Here is a 16,086-nt window from a genome sequence, read left to right as displayed (position 1 = left end):
AATCAGCCACACCGTCACCGTGCTCTCGATGAGGGCGGCCGCCAGCAGCGCGGCGACGATCACGAGCAGCGCCGGCACCGAGCGAATGACGAACGCTTCGTATTCGTCGGCCAGTCCGCTCCGCCGCTTGAACAGGGCACCCAGCGTCCGGAAGACGAGGCCGCCGAACTTCATACCGAAGGCGCACGCCAGCAGGACGGCCGGAATCTCGAGGATGCCGTGCGGCAGAACGCCTTTCAGGAAGATCAGCGCGGCATTCTCTCCCTGTTCGCCGATCCGCGTATAGAGATAGCCGAGCACCATGCCGTTGACGATGAGAAACACCACCGGGATGAAGCCGAACAGCGCGCCCATGTACATGACGAGCGCCGATTTGATCGCATTGTTGAAGAAGATGATCAGAAAAACGGCCAGACCGGGATTCCCCGCCGACTCCGCCATCTTGCTCAGTTCCGCCAGCCCGGCCAGCTGGCTGTCCAGAAAGTCGCGGAGCGACGGATTCGTGCCGCCGACAATGACCCCGGCGAAGAACAGCATGACCGCCATGACCAGGTACGGCCGCATGCCGGCCAGATAAGCCAGATTCGCACGCAGATTGAACATGACGACTCCTTCCGCAATCCCGCTTTCGTTTTCATTCGGGAGCATAACTTCATGAGACGAGCATACATTGTACCAATAGGCCAAGCCCGACCTGTCCGGCTTGCAATCCGACCGCGGGAGGAGATGGAACGTGTTCTATGTACTGAACGGACGCAAGCTCAAACGGTACATATGGGCCGTAGCAGGCCTGCTGCTTGCCGCCGGCGTCATCTACACCGAGAAGGACAACATCACCGTGTTCGCGCCGCAGATGCCCGCCGCGGTATACAGCGTGCCGACGGAGCAGAAGATCGTCGCCCTGACGTTCGACATCAGCTGGGGCGACAAACGCGCGGAGCCGATCATCGAAGTCCTGAAGGAAAAAGGCGTCAAGGAAGCGACCTTCTTCCTCTCCTCGCCCTGGGTGCAATCCCATCCCGAGATCGTGAAGAAGATCATGGACGCCGGCTTCGAGATCGGCAGCCACGGACATAAACACGATTTTTACACGAAGATGAGCGACGACGAAATCCGCAGCCAGATCCGGACCGCCGAATCGATCATCGCCTCCGTCACCGGCAAGCGGCCGCGGCTGATCCGGATGCCGAACGGCGATTTCGACAAGCGGGTGCTGCAGATTGCCAGCGAGCTCGGCTACACGGTCATCCAATGGGATACCGATTCGCTCGACTGGATGAACATCGGCACGGAGAAGATCATCCGCCGCGTCGTCTCGCGCGCCCACCCCGGCGACATCATCCTGATGCACGCCAGCGATTCCAGCAAGCAGACGCACGAGGCGCTGCCGGTCATCATCGACCAGCTCCGGGAGAAAGGCTACAGCTTCGTCTCCGTCTCCCGGCTGCTGGCCCGGACCGAAGTGCAGGGCAAATCGGTGCAGGACCGGCCCGGCATGGCCCCTTCCGAGCCTCAGGCACCGATGGAGATGTAATTTTCAGCGGCTTCAGGAGACCGAATCCGCGCTCTGCGTGGTTTCGGTCTCTTCCGTCTTCACGAGCCGGTGCAGCATCAGAATCTGGTATGCATTGCAGGCGAACAGCGGCACCATCATGAAGATGACCGCCGATGCGCCGCCCTCGGTGTTCAGGCTCGGCCAGGCTTCAAGCACCGTGACGGCGACCATCAGGAAGAGCGTCGGAATGAACGCCAGCCGGTTCGTCTTCTTCACTTTGATGACGCCGACCGCCCAGGCGCCGGCGAACAGCAGCACCGGCAGCAGCCAGAACATCACGTTCCCGAGCTGCGCCCGCTGTTCATACAGGATGTACCCGAACAGGAAGAGCATGAAAACCGTCGTATAGGCTTGCAGCGTGTTCCACAAATATCCCTTGCGGAAAATGCTGAGCGCGATGTAGTTCAGCGTCAGATACGCGAAAAAGCCCATCTGGCTGAATGCGCCGATCATCACGCCGCTCAGCAGCATCATGCCCGCATTGAACCCGGATGCCTCAATTCCGAGAAATCCGAACGAAGGATCCGTCCACTGCATGATCAGACCTGCCACAACCGCGACCGCGCCTCCGATCGCCATGCAGCTCCAGAACAGAAAGAACCATTTTCTGAGTGTCATTCGCAAAGCCTCCTCTGCTTCAACTCATTTTACCATGACCGGAGCAAAATCAACAGGATAAAGCCGCAAGCGACGTCACATAATAGTGCGCACAGACATTGCAACGCGCGAAGGGAGTCGTGGCTCCGATGGTGAAGCGGCTGCTGATGTCCGCTCTCATGATATCCTGTTTGGTCGCATTGCTCGCCGGCTGCGGTGCGGAACCTTCCGGAGGCGGCGGTCAGTCCATCGAATACCGGGACATGAAACAGATGGTCATCGACATCTTGAAGACGGAGGACGCCCAGAAGGCGCTGCAGGAGCAGTCCCGCATCACCGGCACGGGCGGTTTTCAGATGCTCTCCGCGACGGATCAGGAGAACATCAAGCTGGCGATCAAGGAAGTGCTCCTGTCGCCCGACGCCAGAACCGTGCTCGAAGAGCTGATGACGGACACCCGCTTCGCCGGCGAATTCGCGAAGGCCGTCAACAAGGAGAACAAGCAGATCCACAAGGAACTGCTCAAGGACCCGTCCTACCAGCAGGATCTGGTCTCCGTCTTCAAGGGACCGGAGATGGAGAAGGTCATTCTGGATGCCTTGAGCAGCACGAACTACCGCAAAAGAATCGTGACGATCATGCAGGAGTCGCTCCAGAGTCCGATGATCAAGCTGCAGATGTATGAACTGCTGCGTCAGGCCGTGCGGGAAGAGCTGAATCCGAAGAATGTATCCGGCGCGAAGAAACAGGAAGGACAGGAAGGACAGGAAGGCGGCGGCGAAAGCGGCGAATCGGAAGGCGAGGACACCGGCGAAGCCGAAGCCGGGGAAGGCGACGCGGAAGGCAGCTGACGTGAGCTGCCTTCCGCGTCGATTCGTTTCTCAGACGCCGCACTTGGCGATGATCGCCTGAGCGGCTTCCGTATAGATCCGACCGGTCTCCGTATCCGGTTTGTAGACGGACGGCGAGAAATCCGGTTCGGACGGATGGTTGTCCGGCGCGCCGAGCGGGATCTGGGCGAGCAGATCCGTATGCAGCGTCTCGGCCAGCCGGGCGCCGCCGCCCCGGCCGAAGACGTAATCCCGCCCGCCGCATGAAGGGCAGATGTAGTACGACATGTTCTCGATGACGCCGAGAATGTCATGCTTGGTCTTGACCGCCATGGCGCCGGCGCGCGCCGCGACGAACGCCGCGGTGGCGTGCGGCGTCGTCACGATGATCTCCCTGCTCTGCGGGATCATCTGATGGATGTCGAGCGCGACGTCGCCGGTGCCCGGCGGCAGGTCGAGCAGCATATAGTCGAGCTCGCCCCATTCCACCTCGGCGAAGAAATTGCGCAGCATCCGGCCGAGCATCGGCCCGCGCCAGACGACCGGGCTGTTGTCTTCGACGAAGAAGCCCATCGACATTACCTTGACGCCGAACCGCTCGATCGGCACGATGCGCTCGTTCTCGACGGCCGGGCGCTCCTCGATGCCCATCATGTCGGGCACGCTGAAGCCGTAGATGTCGGCGTCGATGATACCGACGCGCTTGCCGAGCCGCGCGAGGGCGGCGGCCAGATTGACGGTCACCGTCGATTTGCCGACGCCGCCCTTGCCGCTGGCGATGGCGATGAACTGCACCCCGCTGTCCGGCCGGAGCAGCGGGTGCGCCTCCAGGCCGGCCGCGTGGCCCTTCACCGGGCCCGCGCCGGCCCCTTGCGCGGCGCCGCCCGCTCCGCTGCCGCCGCCGTCTGCCCGGAACCGCAGATGCACGGTTTCCGCGCCGACGGCGGCAAGCGCTTCGCGCAGCGCCGCTTCGAGCGGGGCCTCCGGCTCCCCGCTCGGGGTGAGGACCGTCATCGACACATGACGGTCCTTCACCACGACATCGCGGACCGCGATGCCCGGTCCGCCTTCACCGCCCGGCCGTTTCACCCGGCCGACCGCTTCCAATACCTGTTCGCGTGTCAACACTGCGCTGCACCTCGTATCCCGTACCGATTGTCCGTAATCCGTACTGATTTTCACCAAACCGAGCTTATTATACCACAACGCGCTCCGAACATCAGGCCGGAAGCGGTCAGCCGGATGCCGCCCTCTTCTCCGGCTCGTACGATCCGGCGGCTTCCGCCGCATCTTCCGGCCCTTCGCTTCTTTCCGTCTTGCGCGCGCCGATCCGCTCGCCCGAGACGTACCGCAGAATGCCCTGATAGATGCTGGCCGCAGCCGCCCGCTGGTATTCGGGATCGGTCAGCCTGCCGGCCTCCTGCGGATTCGACAGGAAGCCCACCTCGACGAGCACGCTCGGAATATCCTCGATCGCCTTCAGCAGAAACACTTCATTCACTTTGCCGGCGCTGCGGTTCGTGTTCTCGAGATTGCGCCGGATTTCGTCCTGGATCAGCGCGGCGAGCTCGGCGTTGTCGGGATGATTCGGATAGTAGAACGTCTGCGCGCCATGCCAGCGCGGCGACGGGATGCTGTTCATGTGAATGCTGACGACAAGATCGGGCTTCTCCCTGCGGATCAGCTCCACCCGCCGCATCAAATCCTCGGTCTTGCGGCGGCTGAAGCCCCTCGTCCCCTCGTCGGCCAGGTCCCGGTCGTCCTCGCGCGTCATGATGACCAGCGCGCCCGCCTGCTGCAAATAGTCGCGCAAATACAGCGCAATCGCCAGATTGAGATCCTTCTCCACGGCGCCCCGCTTGCTGACCGCGCCGCCGTCCACGCCGCCGTGTCCCGCATCCACCACGATCGTTTGGCCCGAGAGCGGCAGCGTCCAATACGTCCATGTCTGCGTTGCGGGAGTATCCTGCAGGAGCAGAAAGACGACCAGCAGCGCGCAGGCCGCGCCTGCGGCGAGGCGCAGCGCGCTCCGGTAAGGGATCCAGATGACCATCCGTCTTCTTGAGCGCCGCATAGACAAATAACCACCCCAGTCCCGCTTTCGCGCATGTCCGGCCGGCGCCCTCCTTGAGGCGTGATCCGGCGTCCATACACTATATGGGACGAGGCGGTTATTTATGAACAAGCCATGCCAAGTGGATTCGGTTCAGGACTGCGCCGGCTGCGCGGCCATCCCTTCGATCAGAATGCGCGCCACTTCCGGCCGCGAGAATTCCGGCGGCGGGCAGATGCCGCTTCTCAGCATCTCGCGCACCTTCGTGCCGGACAGCGCCACGTGATCCTCCTTGCCGTGCGGGCACGTCTTGGGCGACGCCATGCTGCCGCATTTCTTGCAGAAGAAGCTGTGTTCAAAATAAAGCGGCGTAATCCCCAGATCTTCCGGCTTGAACGTCTTCAGGAGATCCTGCGCTTCATACGTGCCGTAGTAGTCGCCCACGCCGGCATGGTCGCGGCCGACGATGAAGTGGGTGCAGCCGTAATTTTTGCGCACGATCGCATGGAAGACCGCTTCCCGGGGGCCGGCGTAGCGCATCGCGGCCGGGAAGACGCCGAGGAAGACGCGGTCCTTCGGATAATAGTGCTCGAGCAGCGCCAGATAGCTCTTCATCCGCACTTCGGCCGGCACATCGTCCGATTTCGTCTCGCCGACGAGCGGATTGAGGAACAGCCCGTCGACGATCTCCATCGCGCACTTCTGGATATATTCATGCGCGCGGTGGACCGGGTTGCGCGTCTGGAACCCGACGACCGTCTTCCAGCCCTTCTCGGCGAAGATGCGCCGCGTCTCCGCCGGATCGAAATAAAACTCCCGGAACTTCTCCGGCTGCGGCCGGTTCAGCACCGTGACCGGTCCGCCGACGTAGACGTTCGGCCGTTCGAACAGCTTCGCGACGCCCGGATGCGCGGGATCGTCGGTCTTGAACACCTTCACCGCCTCACGCTTCTGGTCGACGGTATAGATGCTCTCGATGTCGATGATGCCGTAAATGACGCCGTCTTCACCCTTCAGCGCGGCGCGGGTTCCCTTGCCCAGCTTCGCCGCCAGCTCCGGCTCGACCGCCAGCGTGATCGGGATGCTCCAGACCATCCCGCTCGCGAGCCGCATATTTTCCACGACGCTCTCGTAATCTTCCTGCGTCATGAAGCCCGTGAGCGGCGAGAACGCGCCCACGCCGATCAGATCCAGATCGGAGATCGTCCAGGTGCTCACCGGTATGACCGGAAGCTTGCCCGCTTCGGCAAGCAGCCGCTCACGCTCGCTTGCTTCCGCGATGCGGCTCACCAATGTGCCGCCGTGTGGCTTAATGCTCATGCCGTCGGTTCCTCCCTGCTTGAATATGCCGAAGCGCTCCGGTGATCCGGCGCACGCTCCGGAATGTTTTCTGTATTATTTGTGCAGCCCGCACTCCGTCTTGTTCGTGCCGGCCCAGCGACCAGCGCGCGGATCTTCGCCCGGCATGACCGGCCGCGTGCAATAGGCGCAGCCGATGCTCGGATAGTTCTGGTCGTGCAGCGGGTTGTAAATGACATCGTTCGCGCGAATGTAATTCCAGACATCGTCCGACGTCCAGCTTGCGAGCGGATTGAACTTCACGAGGCCGAATTTCGCATCGTATTCAATCTTCTTCGCGTTCGCGCGGGTCGGCGCCTGATCGCGGCGGATGCCGGTGATCCAGGCTTCATAGCCGGCCAGAAACTTCGAGAGCGGCTCCACCTTGCGCAGATTGCAGCACTTGTTCGGATCCGATTTCCACAGCTCCTCGCCGTACTTGGCCGCCTGTTCCTCCGGCGTCAGATCCGGCTTCACCTGGATGAACTTCTTGCCGTACTTCTGCTCCAGCCGGTCGCGCGTCTCGTACGTTTCCTTGAAGTGGAAATCCGTATCCAGATAGAAAATGTCGGTCTGCGGGCTGGTCTTCTGCAGCATGTCGACGATGACGACATCTTCCGCCCCGAAACTGCAGGCGAACGCAATATTCGGGAACGTCTCGACGGCAAACTTCAGGATCGCCTCCGGGGATTCGTGCTCCAGGCTCACCGCCTTTTCGGCTATCAGCGCTTCTTTCTCGAGCAGATTCATTCGTCCGTACCTCCACTCAGCATTCCTAGTTCTTTTCTATGCTTTAACTCTAGTATATGACGGTTAGCGTAAAACGACAACTGCGGATATTGTTCAAACCGATGCTTTTGCGCATGTTTATCCATTTATAAATACAAAAAAGCCTCTCCGGAGGCCGGAGAGGCTTCGATGCGGCGGTTGCTCAGCGCTTCGAGAATTGAGGCGCGCGGCGTGCCGCTTTGAGACCGTATTTTTTCCGTTCTTTCATGCGCGGATCGCGCGTCAGGAACCCTGCGCGCTTCAGCGCCGGCCGGAATTCCGGATCGGCTTTCAGCAGGGCGCGTGCAATGCCGTGGCGGATGGCGCCGGCTTGACCGGTCGTGCCGCCGCCGTTGGCGATGACGATGACGTCATATTTGTTCAGCGTATCGGTGAGCGCCAGCGGCTGCTTGACGATCAGCTTCAGCGTCTCTTGGCCGAAATACGAATCCAGGTCGCGCTTGTTGACGATGATGCGGCCTTCGCCCGGCACGAGGCGGACGCGCGCGGTCGACGTTTTGCGGCGGCCGGTTCCGTAGTATTGTACTTGAGCCATGAACCTGTCCTCCCTTAGGAATTAACCCTTCAGTTCGTAGACTTGCGGATTCTGCGCCTGATGCGGATGCTCCGGACCCGCATACACTTTCAGCTTCAGCTTGAGTCTTTCGCCAAGCCGGTTCTTCGGCAGCATGCCGTGCACGGCGAGCTCGACCATGCGAGCCGGGTTGTTCTTCAGCATGTCGCCTGCCGTCGTCACTTTCAGTCCGCCCGGGTATCCCGAGTGACGATAGTATTTCTTCTTCTGCAGCTTCTTGCCGGTCAGATGCACCTTGTCCGCATTCACGATGATGACGAAATCGCCCGTGTCCACATGCGGCGTGAATTGCGGCTTGTGCTTGCCGCGGATCAGTGCGGCCGCTTCGCTCGCCAGACGGCCGAGCGTCTGGCCTGCCGCGTCGATGACGTACCATTTGCGTTCGACTTCGTTCGGCTTGGCCATGTACGTAGTACGCATGCTTATGTCCTCCTCCGATTGCTGCGCGCCCGAGAGCGCGGCTTGCCGTCTATTCCAAATTTCGTATCCGGTATGTCAGTTCGTGTCAACGTTGCGGGGCGTACCCGAAATGGCGTCGGGACCGCGCCGCGATCACATGCCATTGCTGCGTAGAACATGCGAAAACAAGCGTTCTCTCTTGGCCGGGGCCGTGGGATAGCCACCAAGAAAGCACAAGTTATATTCTACTATAGGATGTCTTGCTCTGCAAGGCCTATTGTTTCATTCCGCCGGATCGACCGACAGAATCGCTTCATAGGCTGGCGGATACTCGACCCGCCACAGGGCAAGTCCCTGCGCCGGCGCCTTCGGACCGGCCATATTCCGGTCTTTCGCTTCCAGAATGGCCGGGATATGGCCGGGCGCCTTCTTGCCTTCGCCGATTTCGATCAGCGTGCCCGCGATGATCCGCACCATGTTGTACAGGAAACCGCTGCCCGTCAGGTAGAGATGAAGATCGCCGCCGTCCCGTTCGAGCCGGGCTTCGTAGATCGTGCGGACGTTCGATTTCCGCGGCGCCCCCGCCGAACTGAACGCGGTGAAATCATGCTCGCCGACGAAAAACTTCAGCGAATCCCGCATCGCGTCCTCATCCAGCGGCCGATAGTGGTGATAACGATAGCGGGCGGTGAAAATCTCCGGAAATTTCCCCGTCGAGATCGAATAGCGGTATGTCTTGCGGATGGCCGAATAGCGGGCATGGAAATCTTCCGGCATCTCATGCGCGCTGCGCACGATGATGTCGTCCGGCAGCCTGCCGTTCAGCGCGAGCGCCCACTTCTCGATCGGAATCGGCGTCTCCGTCCGGAAATTGACGACCTGGCCGAGCGCGTGAACGCCCGCATCCGTCCGCCCGGACCCCTCGACCCGGATGTCCGTCCCGGTCAGACTGCGAATCGCCCGTTCCAGCTCGTCCTGGATCGTGCCGCCTCCCGGCTGCGTCTGGAATCCCCGGTACGCCGTGCCGTCGTAGCTGACGATCAGCGCGATATTCCGCATCTTCCGCTCTCTCCTTCCGCCCGTAACCGCTCAACCCGCCGCGTGTTTCAAACAAATATCTATTCGCCGACCGTTTCCCGCCGTCAGCCGCCCGCCGAACATCTCCATAAGCGAAACATTTTCCTCTATTTTGTCGAAAACCCTATTCCGCCGCCGACCGCCGTATTCGAAGGAATAAGCGAAATTTTTTCTGCTGTTCCATGGCAAAGGCTGCGCATACCGGGACGGCGGGGCGTCCATACTCTGCATGACAGGACAATTGCCTGTTTATGCTTCGGCAACGGGGGCGGTGGAGCGGCACAATCCGCCGTCCGCTTCGTCTGCGTTCAGCGGGTGCGGGCCCGCCCTCCCCGGGCGCAGGCAGAAAGAAAAAAAGGCGGCGCCTTCGCCACCCTTTCTCTTCTGCCTCAGATCCGGTCGACCAGTTCGAGGTAAACCATCGGCGCCGAATCCCCGCGGCGGGGACCCAGCTTCAGGATCCGCGTGTATCCGCCCGCACGTTCAGCGTAACGGGTGGCAAGCTCGGAGAACAGTTTCTGAAGGGCGTCCTGCTCGCCGTTCACCGTCTCGCGCCGCACGAATGCCGCAGCTTGACGACGGGCGTGCAAATCGCCTTTCTTCGCTTTCGTGATGAGCTTCTCCGCGATCGAACGGACTTCCTTCGCTTTCGCTTCCGTCGTCTGGATGCGCTCGTACAAGATCAGGTCGGTCACGAGATCGCGGAACAACGCCTTCCGCGCGCTCGAGTCGCGCCCGAGTTTCTGGTAAGCCATCGTCTTTTCCCCTCCTTTGGTGCGTATGCTGCCGCTGCTGGTGTCGTCAGTCTTCCTGCCGGAGGCTGAGTCCGAGTTCCGCGAGCTTCTCCTGCACTTCCTCAAGCGACTTGCGGCCGAGGTTGCGGACCTTCATCATGTCTTCTTCGGTCTTCGTGATCAGCTCTTGGACCGTGTTGATGCCAGCCCGTTTCAGGCAGTTGTAGGAGCGGACAGAAAGATCGAGCTCCTCGATCGTCATCTCGAGCACTTTCTCCTTCTTGTCCTCTTCCTTCTCGACCATGATCTCGGCATCTTTCGCCTCGTCGGTCAGGCCGACGAACAGTTCAAGATGCGAGTTCAAAATTTTCGCGCCGAGGCTGACCGCCTCTTCGGGACGGATGCTGCCGTCGGTCCATACTTCGAGGGTCAACTTGTCATAGTTCGTCACTTGGCCGACGCGCGTATTCTCCACCGTGTAGTTGACGCGGGTAATCGGCGTATAGATCGAGTCAACCGGCAGGACGCCGATCGGCTGATCTTCCCGTTTGTTGCGGTCAGCCGGAACGTAGCCGCGGCCGCGGTTGGCGAATATGCGCATGTGAAGCCGAGCGCCGGATGCCAGCGTTGCAATGTGAAGATCAGGGTTGAGAATCTCGACATCGCTGTCCGCGCGAATGTCGCCGGCCGTAACCGTACCTTCGCCTTCCGCGTCGATCTCCAGCACTTTCTCCTCGTCGGAATGAATTTTGAGCGACAGCTTCTTCAGGTTCAGGATGATTTCGGTGACATCCTCATATACGCCCGGAATCGTCGAGAACTCGTGAAGCACGCCGTCGATCTGTACCGACGTGACAGCCGCCCCAGGCAGAGACGAGAGCAGAATGCGGCGAAGTGAATTCCCGAGCGTCGTTCCGTAACCGCGCTCCAGCGGTTCGACAACGAAGGCTCCGTACGTGCCGTCTTCGCTCAGCTCTACGGTTTCGATTTTCGGCTTTTCGATCTCAATCACGGTTTAACCCTCCTTCAACGTCGCTCCGTGCCGTACCTTTCAGACCGGCCGCCGGCCGGTCGGCACCGCTCGCGGACCGGCTCAAAACCATGTAGTATACCAATCCATCACAACCATTATTCACAAGTTGCAAATCTTTGATACCACAGGCATTTGAGCACTATACGCGACGACGTTTCGGCGGGCGGCAGCCGTTGTGCGGAACCGGCGTGACGTCCTTGATCAGATTCACTTCGAGGCCTGCGGCTTGCAGGGAACGGATCGCCGCTTCGCGGCCCGCGCCCGGACCTTTGACCATGACTTCAACAGACTTCATGCCGTGTTCCATTGCGGCTTTCGCTGCCGCTTCGGCTGCCATCTGCGCCGCATACGGCGTGCTTTTCCGGGAACCTTTGAAGCCGAGGTTGCCGGCGCTTGCCCAGGAGATGGCGTTGCCGTGCGGATCCGTGATCGTGACGATCGTATTGTTGAACGTGGAACGGATATGCGCAACACCGGATTCGATATTCTTGCGATCGCGGCGTTTCGTGCGCACCGTCTTCTTCGCTGCTGCTCTGGCCATTTTCAGTTATCCCCCCTCATTACTTCTTCTTGTTCGCTACCGTACGGCGAGGACCTTTGCGCGTCCGCGCGTTCGTCTTCGTCCGTTGACCCCGGACGGGAAGACCGCGGCGATGACGAATGCCCCGGTAGCAGCCGATCTCAATCAACCGTTTGATATTCAGCGAGACTTCGCGGCGGAGGTCGCCTTCCACTTTCAGCTTGTCGATCGTGTCGCGCAGACGGTTCACTTCGTCTTCCGTCAGATCGCGCACGCGGGTGTTCTCGTCGATCCCGTTCTGAGCCAGAATCTTCTGGGCCGTCGACTTGCCGATGCCGTAAATGTACGTCAGGCCGATCACCACGCGTTTGTCCCGCGGCAGGTCTACACCAGCTATGCGTGCCATGATTCGTCTATCCCTCCTTCGTTATCCCTGTTTTTGCTTGTGGCGCGGATTTTCGCAGATGACCATCACGTTGCCCTTGCGACGAATGACTTTGCATTTTTCGCAAATCGGCTTCACCGAAGGTCTTACTTTCATGTTCGTTTCCCTCCCGAATGTGCCGGCGCTTCCTTGAGCCGCGGGCTATTTCCGATACGTGATCCGACCCCGGGTCAGATCGTAGGGCGACAGTTGGATGACGACCTTGTCACCCGTCAGGATGCGGATGAAATGCATTCTGAGTTTGCCGGATACGTGGGCGAGAATCTGGTGTCCGTTCTCCAGTTCCACCCTGAACATGGCGTTGGGCAGCGGTTCGATAACCGTACCTTCGACTTCAATGACGTCTTCTTTCGCCACAGTCATTCTCCTTTCCGCTCAATATACTTCTGAATGGCATAACGGAGTTTGGCGTTCGTCACCCGGCCCGTCAGCTTGATGCTCTCCGCGACTTCGCTGCTGACAGCGGGTTGAAATTCCAGGTGCAGGACATTTTTTTTCTTCGGACGTTCGAACTTGCGGCCGCCGCCATCGGCGATGAGCACGAACCGCTCGTCTACGATTCCGACGATCACCGCATGGCCGCCCCGGTCTTTGCCGCGCAGGATGCGGACCAACCTTCCGATTTCAGGTTCCGGTCGCATGGCCGTCACCATCCTTCTACAGCCGGCCGCCGCGCTAATCGCGCACGACGGTCAGAATCTCGCAACCGTCTTCGGTCACCGCGACCGTATGCTCGAAGTGCGCGCACCATGTGCCGTCCACGGTGACGACGGTCCAATTGTCCTCCAGCGTGCGGACATACCGCTCGCCGAGGATGACCATCGGTTCGATCGCCAGCGTCATGCCGGGCTTGAGCCGCGGACCGCGGTCGGGAATGCCGTAGTTCGGAATCTGCGGCTCTTCGTGGAGCCGCGTGCCGATGCCGTGGCCGACATATTCGCGGACGACGGACATGCCCGCCTCCTCGATGACCCGCTGAATCGCATGCGATACGGTGTAGAGCCGAACGCCGGCCTTGACGTGCTTCAGGCCTTCCATCAGCGATCGTTCCGTCACCTCGAGCAGCCTCCGGTGTTCCTCGGAAATCTCCCCGACGGGATACGTCCAGGCGGAATCGCCGTGGTAACCCTGGAACTGCGCGCCGATGTCGATGCTGATGATGTCGCCTTCGTTCAGCACGCGCGGACCCGGAATGCCGTGCACCAACTCGTCGTTCACAGAAGCACAGATACTGGCAGGAAATTGATTGTAGCCTTTGAAGGAAGGTACGGCTCCCTGGCTTCGGATGTACTCTTCAGCCAGCTTGTCAAGCTCGGCGGTCGTTACGCCGGGCTTGATCGCCTGCTTGAGCAGGCGGTGCGTCTCCGCCACGATCCGTCCGGCTTCCCTCATGTATTCCAGTTCGGCTGCAGATTTGCAGACGATCATTCCGCTTGCCCCTTCAGAATCGAGGTGATCTGCGCGGTGACCGCGTCGATTTCTTGCTCGCCGTTGACCTCCCGCAGCAGTCCTTGATCCCGGTAATAGCGGAGAAGCGGCTCCGTCTTCGAGAGATACTCGTCGAGCCGTGTGCCGACTTTCTCCTCCGTATCGTCAGAGCGCTGGTACAGCTCGCCGCCGCATTTATCGCAGACGCCTTCCTGCTTCGGCGGGTTGAACAGGATGTGATACGTTGCGCCGCACGATTTGCAGATCCTCCGGCCGGTGAGCCGCTTCAGCAGCATGTCGCGGTCGACGACCAGGCTGATCACATGGTCGATGCGGCGTCCGGATTCCTTCAGCATGCCGTCCAGCGCTTCCGCCTGCGCCAGCGTGCGCGGATACCCGTCAAGCAGGAAGCCGCGCTTGCAGTCATCCTGCTGCAGCCGTTCGCGGACAATGCCGTTCGTCACGTCGTCCGGGACGAGAAGCCCCTGGTCGACATATTCCTTCGCTTTCAGGCCAAGCGGCGTTCCTTCCTTCATGGCGAGACGGAAAGCATCGCCGGTCGAGATATGCGGAATGCCGAATTCCGCGACAATCCGCTCGGCCTGAGTGCCTTTGCCCGCGCCGGGAGGCCCCATAAACAGGATGTTCATTCGCAGTTCCTCACTTTAAGCAGAATAGGCCCGGACCCGCGCGCGGCGTACGCCGTGCGAGTTCCGGCTGCCTGACCCGTGCCGATCACTTGTTGATGAACCCTTTGTAATGGCGCTTGATCAGCTGGCCTTCGATCTGCTTCATTGTGTCGAGCGCAACGCCGACAACGATGAGAAGTGACGTGCCGCCGAGCTGCACCGAACGGGGCAGACCCGAAATGGCGCCGAAGAATACCGGCAGGATCGAAACGGCCGCCAGGAAGATCGCGCCGAAGAGCGTGATCCGCGTAATGACACGGGTGATATAGCTCGACGTCGGTTTGCCCGGACGGATGCCCGGAATATAGCCGCCGTTCTTCTTCATCTGATCCGCCATCTGGATCGGGTTGATCTGCACGAACGTGTAGAAGAACGTAAAGCCGATGATCAGGATCACGTACAGCACCATGCCGAGCGGCTGGTCATAGTACAGGTTGGCGATGACCCACTCTGCCCATTGCTTGCCCCGCCAGAACGTGGCAATCGTGACCGGGAACATCAGAAGCGAGATCGCGAAGATGACCGGAATGACGCCGGCGCTGTTCACCTTGAGCGGGATGTGCGTCGACTGGCCGCCGTACATCTTGCGGCCGACGATCCGCTTCGCGTATTGGACCGGGATTTTCCGCACGCCTTGCTGTACGAAAATGACCCCGACGACAATCGCCACGACCGCAATCAAGATGAGCAGCACCTTGACGATGCTCAGGAACAGCTGATCGTTCTCCACGAACTCGGAAGCGTAGATCGTCCGGATCGCGCCCGGGATTCCCGCGATGATGCCCGCGAAGATGATGATCGAAATCCCGTTGCCGATGCCTTTCTCCGTGATCTGCTCACCGAGCCACATCAGGAAGGCCGTGCCGGCCGTCAGGACGATCGCGATCACCAGATAGGTCGTAAAGCTCGGATCAATGACCATCCCGTACTGATTCTGGAAGCCGATCGACGTCGCAAACGCCTGGATCAGACCCAGGATGACCGTGCCGTAACGGGTGATCTGCGCCAGCTTGCGCTTCCCGTTCTCGCCTTCTTTCGCCCATTCGGCGAATTTCGGAATGACATCCATGCTGAGCAGCTGCACGATGATCGATGCCGTGATGTACGGCATGATCCCGAGCGCGAAGATCGAGAACTGGAAGAGCGCGCCGCCGGAGAACGTGTTCAAGAGCCCGAAAATATCGCTGCCGCCTTTGGTTGCCTCGATCAGCGTGTCTCGATCGATGTTCGGTACCGGAATGAACGAGCCGATCCGGTAGACGATCAGGATCATCAGCGTGAACAAGATCCGTTTGCGAAGATCTTCCACTTTCCAGATGTTGGACAGGGTCCTGAACATTAGATCACCTCGGTTTTACCGCCGGCAGCCTGGATTTTCTCTACCGCAGATTGAGAGAACTTGTTCGCTTTCACGGTGAGGCCGACCTTGATCTCGCCGTTGCCGAGAATCTTGATGCCCGCCAGAGGATTTTTCACAATCCCTTGCGACATGAGCAGTTCGGGCGTAACTTCGGTTCCAGCCTCGAAGCGGTTCAGTTCCTCAATGTTGACAATCGCGTATTCCTTGCGGAACCGATTGTTGAAACCGCGCTTCGGCAGACGACGGTACAGCGGGTTTTGGCCGCCCTCGAAGCCCGGGCGTACACCGCCGCCGGAACGTGCGTTCTGACCTTTGTGGCCGCGGCCTGCCGTCTTGCCGTTGCCGCTGGCAATCCCGCGACCCACACGCTTCGGTGCCTTGCGGGAACCTTCTGCCGGCTTGAGCTCGTGCAGTTTCATCGTTCGTTGCACCTCCTTGCAAAATATGCAGCCGCAATCGGCTTATGTCCCGGCTTGATCAGCCTTGTACTTCTTCGACTTTGACCAGGTGCTTGACATGGTTCACCATGCCGCGGATGGCCGGATTGTCTTCCTTCACGACCGTCTGATGAAGCTTGCGGAGACCCAAGGCCGCCACGGTCGCGCGCTGCTTCTCGTTGCGGCCGATCAGGCTGCGAACGAGGGTGATTTGCAGTTTCGCCATCG

At 60.3% G+C, this 16,086-nt stretch carries 23 protein-coding genes (1 of these 23 cut by a window edge); 2 read left to right on the top strand and 21 right to left on the bottom strand.

Annotated features, from left to right (window positions below):
- On the bottom strand, window positions 1–603 hold the 5' portion of the coding sequence (locus tag THECO_RS01555) for a stage II sporulation protein M (RefSeq protein WP_015253328.1). The gene continues 9 nt to the left of window position 1, outside the view; 603 of the gene's 612 nt are visible here — the first part of the coding sequence; it begins with the start codon at window positions 601–603; the stop codon falls past the left edge of the window.
- Window positions 604–733: 130 nt separating this feature from the next.
- Between THECO_RS01555 and pdaB the strand changes: the two genes are divergently transcribed.
- Window positions 734–1,534, top strand: a complete 801-nt coding sequence (pdaB, locus tag THECO_RS01550) for a polysaccharide deacetylase family sporulation protein PdaB (RefSeq protein WP_015253327.1) — start codon at window positions 734–736, stop codon at window positions 1,532–1,534.
- 12 nt (window positions 1,535–1,546) lie between these two features.
- On the opposite strand, the gene THECO_RS01545 is transcribed toward pdaB, so the two are convergent.
- Complete coding sequence (locus THECO_RS01545) at window positions 1,547–2,173, bottom strand: KinB-signaling pathway activation protein (RefSeq protein ID WP_015253326.1); 627 nt, start codon at window positions 2,171–2,173, stop codon at window positions 1,547–1,549.
- 128 nt (window positions 2,174–2,301) lie between these two features.
- On the opposite strand from THECO_RS01545, the gene gerD reads away from it, so the two are divergent.
- Entirely contained in the window at window positions 2,302–3,003 is a 702-nt protein-coding gene (gene gerD, locus THECO_RS01540; RefSeq protein ID WP_015253325.1) for a spore germination lipoprotein GerD, read from the top strand.
- Between the two features lie 30 nt (window positions 3,004–3,033).
- Here the strand turns inward: gerD and THECO_RS01535 are convergent, their stop codons facing one another.
- The 19 genes from THECO_RS01535 to rpmD form a co-directional block, all read right to left on the bottom strand.
- Window positions 3,034–4,110 carry an Mrp/NBP35 family ATP-binding protein gene (locus THECO_RS01535; protein ID WP_015253324.1) on the bottom strand — a complete coding sequence of 359 codons (1,077 nt, stop codon included), beginning with the start codon at window positions 4,108–4,110 and terminating at the stop codon, window positions 3,034–3,036.
- Window positions 4,111–4,216: 106 nt separating this feature from the next.
- Window positions 4,217–5,056, bottom strand: coding sequence for an N-acetylmuramoyl-L-alanine amidase CwlD (gene cwlD, locus THECO_RS01530; protein ID WP_015253323.1), 840 nt, complete (start codon window positions 5,054–5,056; stop codon window positions 4,217–4,219).
- 132 nt (window positions 5,057–5,188) lie between these two features.
- Window positions 5,189–6,355: a sulfate adenylyltransferase gene (sat, locus tag THECO_RS01525; RefSeq protein ID WP_015253322.1), complete on the bottom strand. Its 1,167-nt coding sequence runs from the start codon at window positions 6,353–6,355 to the stop codon at window positions 5,189–5,191.
- 75 nt (window positions 6,356–6,430) lie between these two features.
- Entirely contained in the window at window positions 6,431–7,123 is a 693-nt protein-coding gene (locus tag THECO_RS01520; protein ID WP_015253321.1) for a phosphoadenylyl-sulfate reductase, read from the bottom strand.
- 181 nt (window positions 7,124–7,304) lie between these two features.
- Window positions 7,305–7,697 carry a 30S ribosomal protein S9 gene (rpsI, locus tag THECO_RS01515; RefSeq protein WP_015253320.1) on the bottom strand — a complete coding sequence of 131 codons (393 nt, stop codon included), beginning with the start codon at window positions 7,695–7,697 and terminating at the stop codon, window positions 7,305–7,307.
- 21 nt (window positions 7,698–7,718) lie between these two features.
- A complete protein-coding gene (gene rplM / locus THECO_RS01510) occupies window positions 7,719–8,156 on the bottom strand; it encodes a 50S ribosomal protein L13 (protein ID WP_015253319.1) in 438 nt (145 codons plus the stop codon).
- 261 nt (window positions 8,157–8,417) lie between these two features.
- Window positions 8,418–9,194: a tRNA pseudouridine(38-40) synthase TruA gene (truA, locus tag THECO_RS01505; protein WP_015253318.1), complete on the bottom strand. Its 777-nt coding sequence runs from the start codon at window positions 9,192–9,194 to the stop codon at window positions 8,418–8,420.
- Between the two features lie 407 nt (window positions 9,195–9,601).
- Entirely contained in the window at window positions 9,602–9,967 is a 366-nt protein-coding gene (rplQ, locus tag THECO_RS01500) for a 50S ribosomal protein L17 (protein ID WP_015253317.1), read from the bottom strand.
- Between the two features lie 46 nt (window positions 9,968–10,013).
- Complete coding sequence (locus tag THECO_RS01495) at window positions 10,014–10,958, bottom strand: DNA-directed RNA polymerase subunit alpha (protein ID WP_015253316.1); 945 nt, start codon at window positions 10,956–10,958, stop codon at window positions 10,014–10,016.
- Between the two features lie 160 nt (window positions 10,959–11,118).
- On the bottom strand, window positions 11,119–11,520 hold the full coding sequence (gene rpsK, locus THECO_RS01490; protein WP_015253315.1) for a 30S ribosomal protein S11: 402 nt from the start codon (window positions 11,518–11,520) through the stop codon (window positions 11,119–11,121).
- Between the two features lie 19 nt (window positions 11,521–11,539).
- Window positions 11,540–11,905, bottom strand: a complete 366-nt coding sequence (gene rpsM, locus THECO_RS01485; RefSeq protein ID WP_015253314.1) for a 30S ribosomal protein S13 — start codon at window positions 11,903–11,905, stop codon at window positions 11,540–11,542.
- A gap of 21 nt (window positions 11,906–11,926) precedes the next feature.
- Window positions 11,927–12,040 (bottom strand): 50S ribosomal protein L36, encoded by a 114-nt coding sequence (gene rpmJ, locus THECO_RS01480; RefSeq protein ID WP_015253313.1) that lies wholly within the window; start codon window positions 12,038–12,040, stop codon window positions 11,927–11,929.
- A 45-nt stretch (window positions 12,041–12,085) separates the two neighbouring features.
- Window positions 12,086–12,301, bottom strand: coding sequence for a translation initiation factor IF-1 (gene infA / locus THECO_RS01475; RefSeq protein ID WP_015253312.1), 216 nt, complete (start codon window positions 12,299–12,301; stop codon window positions 12,086–12,088).
- Between the two features lie 2 nt (window positions 12,302–12,303).
- Window positions 12,304–12,585: a KOW domain-containing RNA-binding protein gene (locus THECO_RS01470; RefSeq protein WP_015253311.1), complete on the bottom strand. Its 282-nt coding sequence runs from the start codon at window positions 12,583–12,585 to the stop codon at window positions 12,304–12,306.
- 34 nt (window positions 12,586–12,619) lie between these two features.
- Window positions 12,620–13,372 (bottom strand): type I methionyl aminopeptidase, encoded by a 753-nt coding sequence (map, locus tag THECO_RS01465; RefSeq protein WP_015253310.1) that lies wholly within the window; start codon window positions 13,370–13,372, stop codon window positions 12,620–12,622.
- Window positions 13,369–14,022, bottom strand: coding sequence for an adenylate kinase (locus tag THECO_RS01460; RefSeq protein ID WP_015253309.1), 654 nt, complete (start codon window positions 14,020–14,022; stop codon window positions 13,369–13,371). The genes map and THECO_RS01460 overlap by 4 nt, the downstream gene beginning before the upstream one ends.
- Before the next feature lie 85 nt (window positions 14,023–14,107).
- Window positions 14,108–15,400: a preprotein translocase subunit SecY gene (gene secY / locus THECO_RS01455; protein ID WP_015253308.1), complete on the bottom strand. Its 1,293-nt coding sequence runs from the start codon at window positions 15,398–15,400 to the stop codon at window positions 14,108–14,110.
- Entirely contained in the window at window positions 15,400–15,840 is a 441-nt protein-coding gene (gene rplO / locus THECO_RS01450) for a 50S ribosomal protein L15 (RefSeq protein WP_015253307.1), read from the bottom strand. The genes secY and rplO overlap by 1 nt, the downstream gene beginning before the upstream one ends.
- A gap of 58 nt (window positions 15,841–15,898) precedes the next feature.
- Complete coding sequence (rpmD, locus tag THECO_RS01445; protein WP_015253306.1) at window positions 15,899–16,084, bottom strand: 50S ribosomal protein L30; 186 nt, start codon at window positions 16,082–16,084, stop codon at window positions 15,899–15,901.
- Window positions 16,085–16,086 lie beyond the last annotated feature (2 nt).

The organism is Thermobacillus composti KWC4 (assembly GCF_000227705.2).
In the GTDB taxonomy this organism is placed as follows: Bacteria; Bacillota; Bacilli; order Paenibacillales; family Paenibacillaceae; genus Thermobacillus; species Thermobacillus xylanilyticus.
The sequence above is the reverse complement of the archived record's forward strand: the minus strand, read 5'-3'. Positions and strand labels throughout refer to the sequence as shown.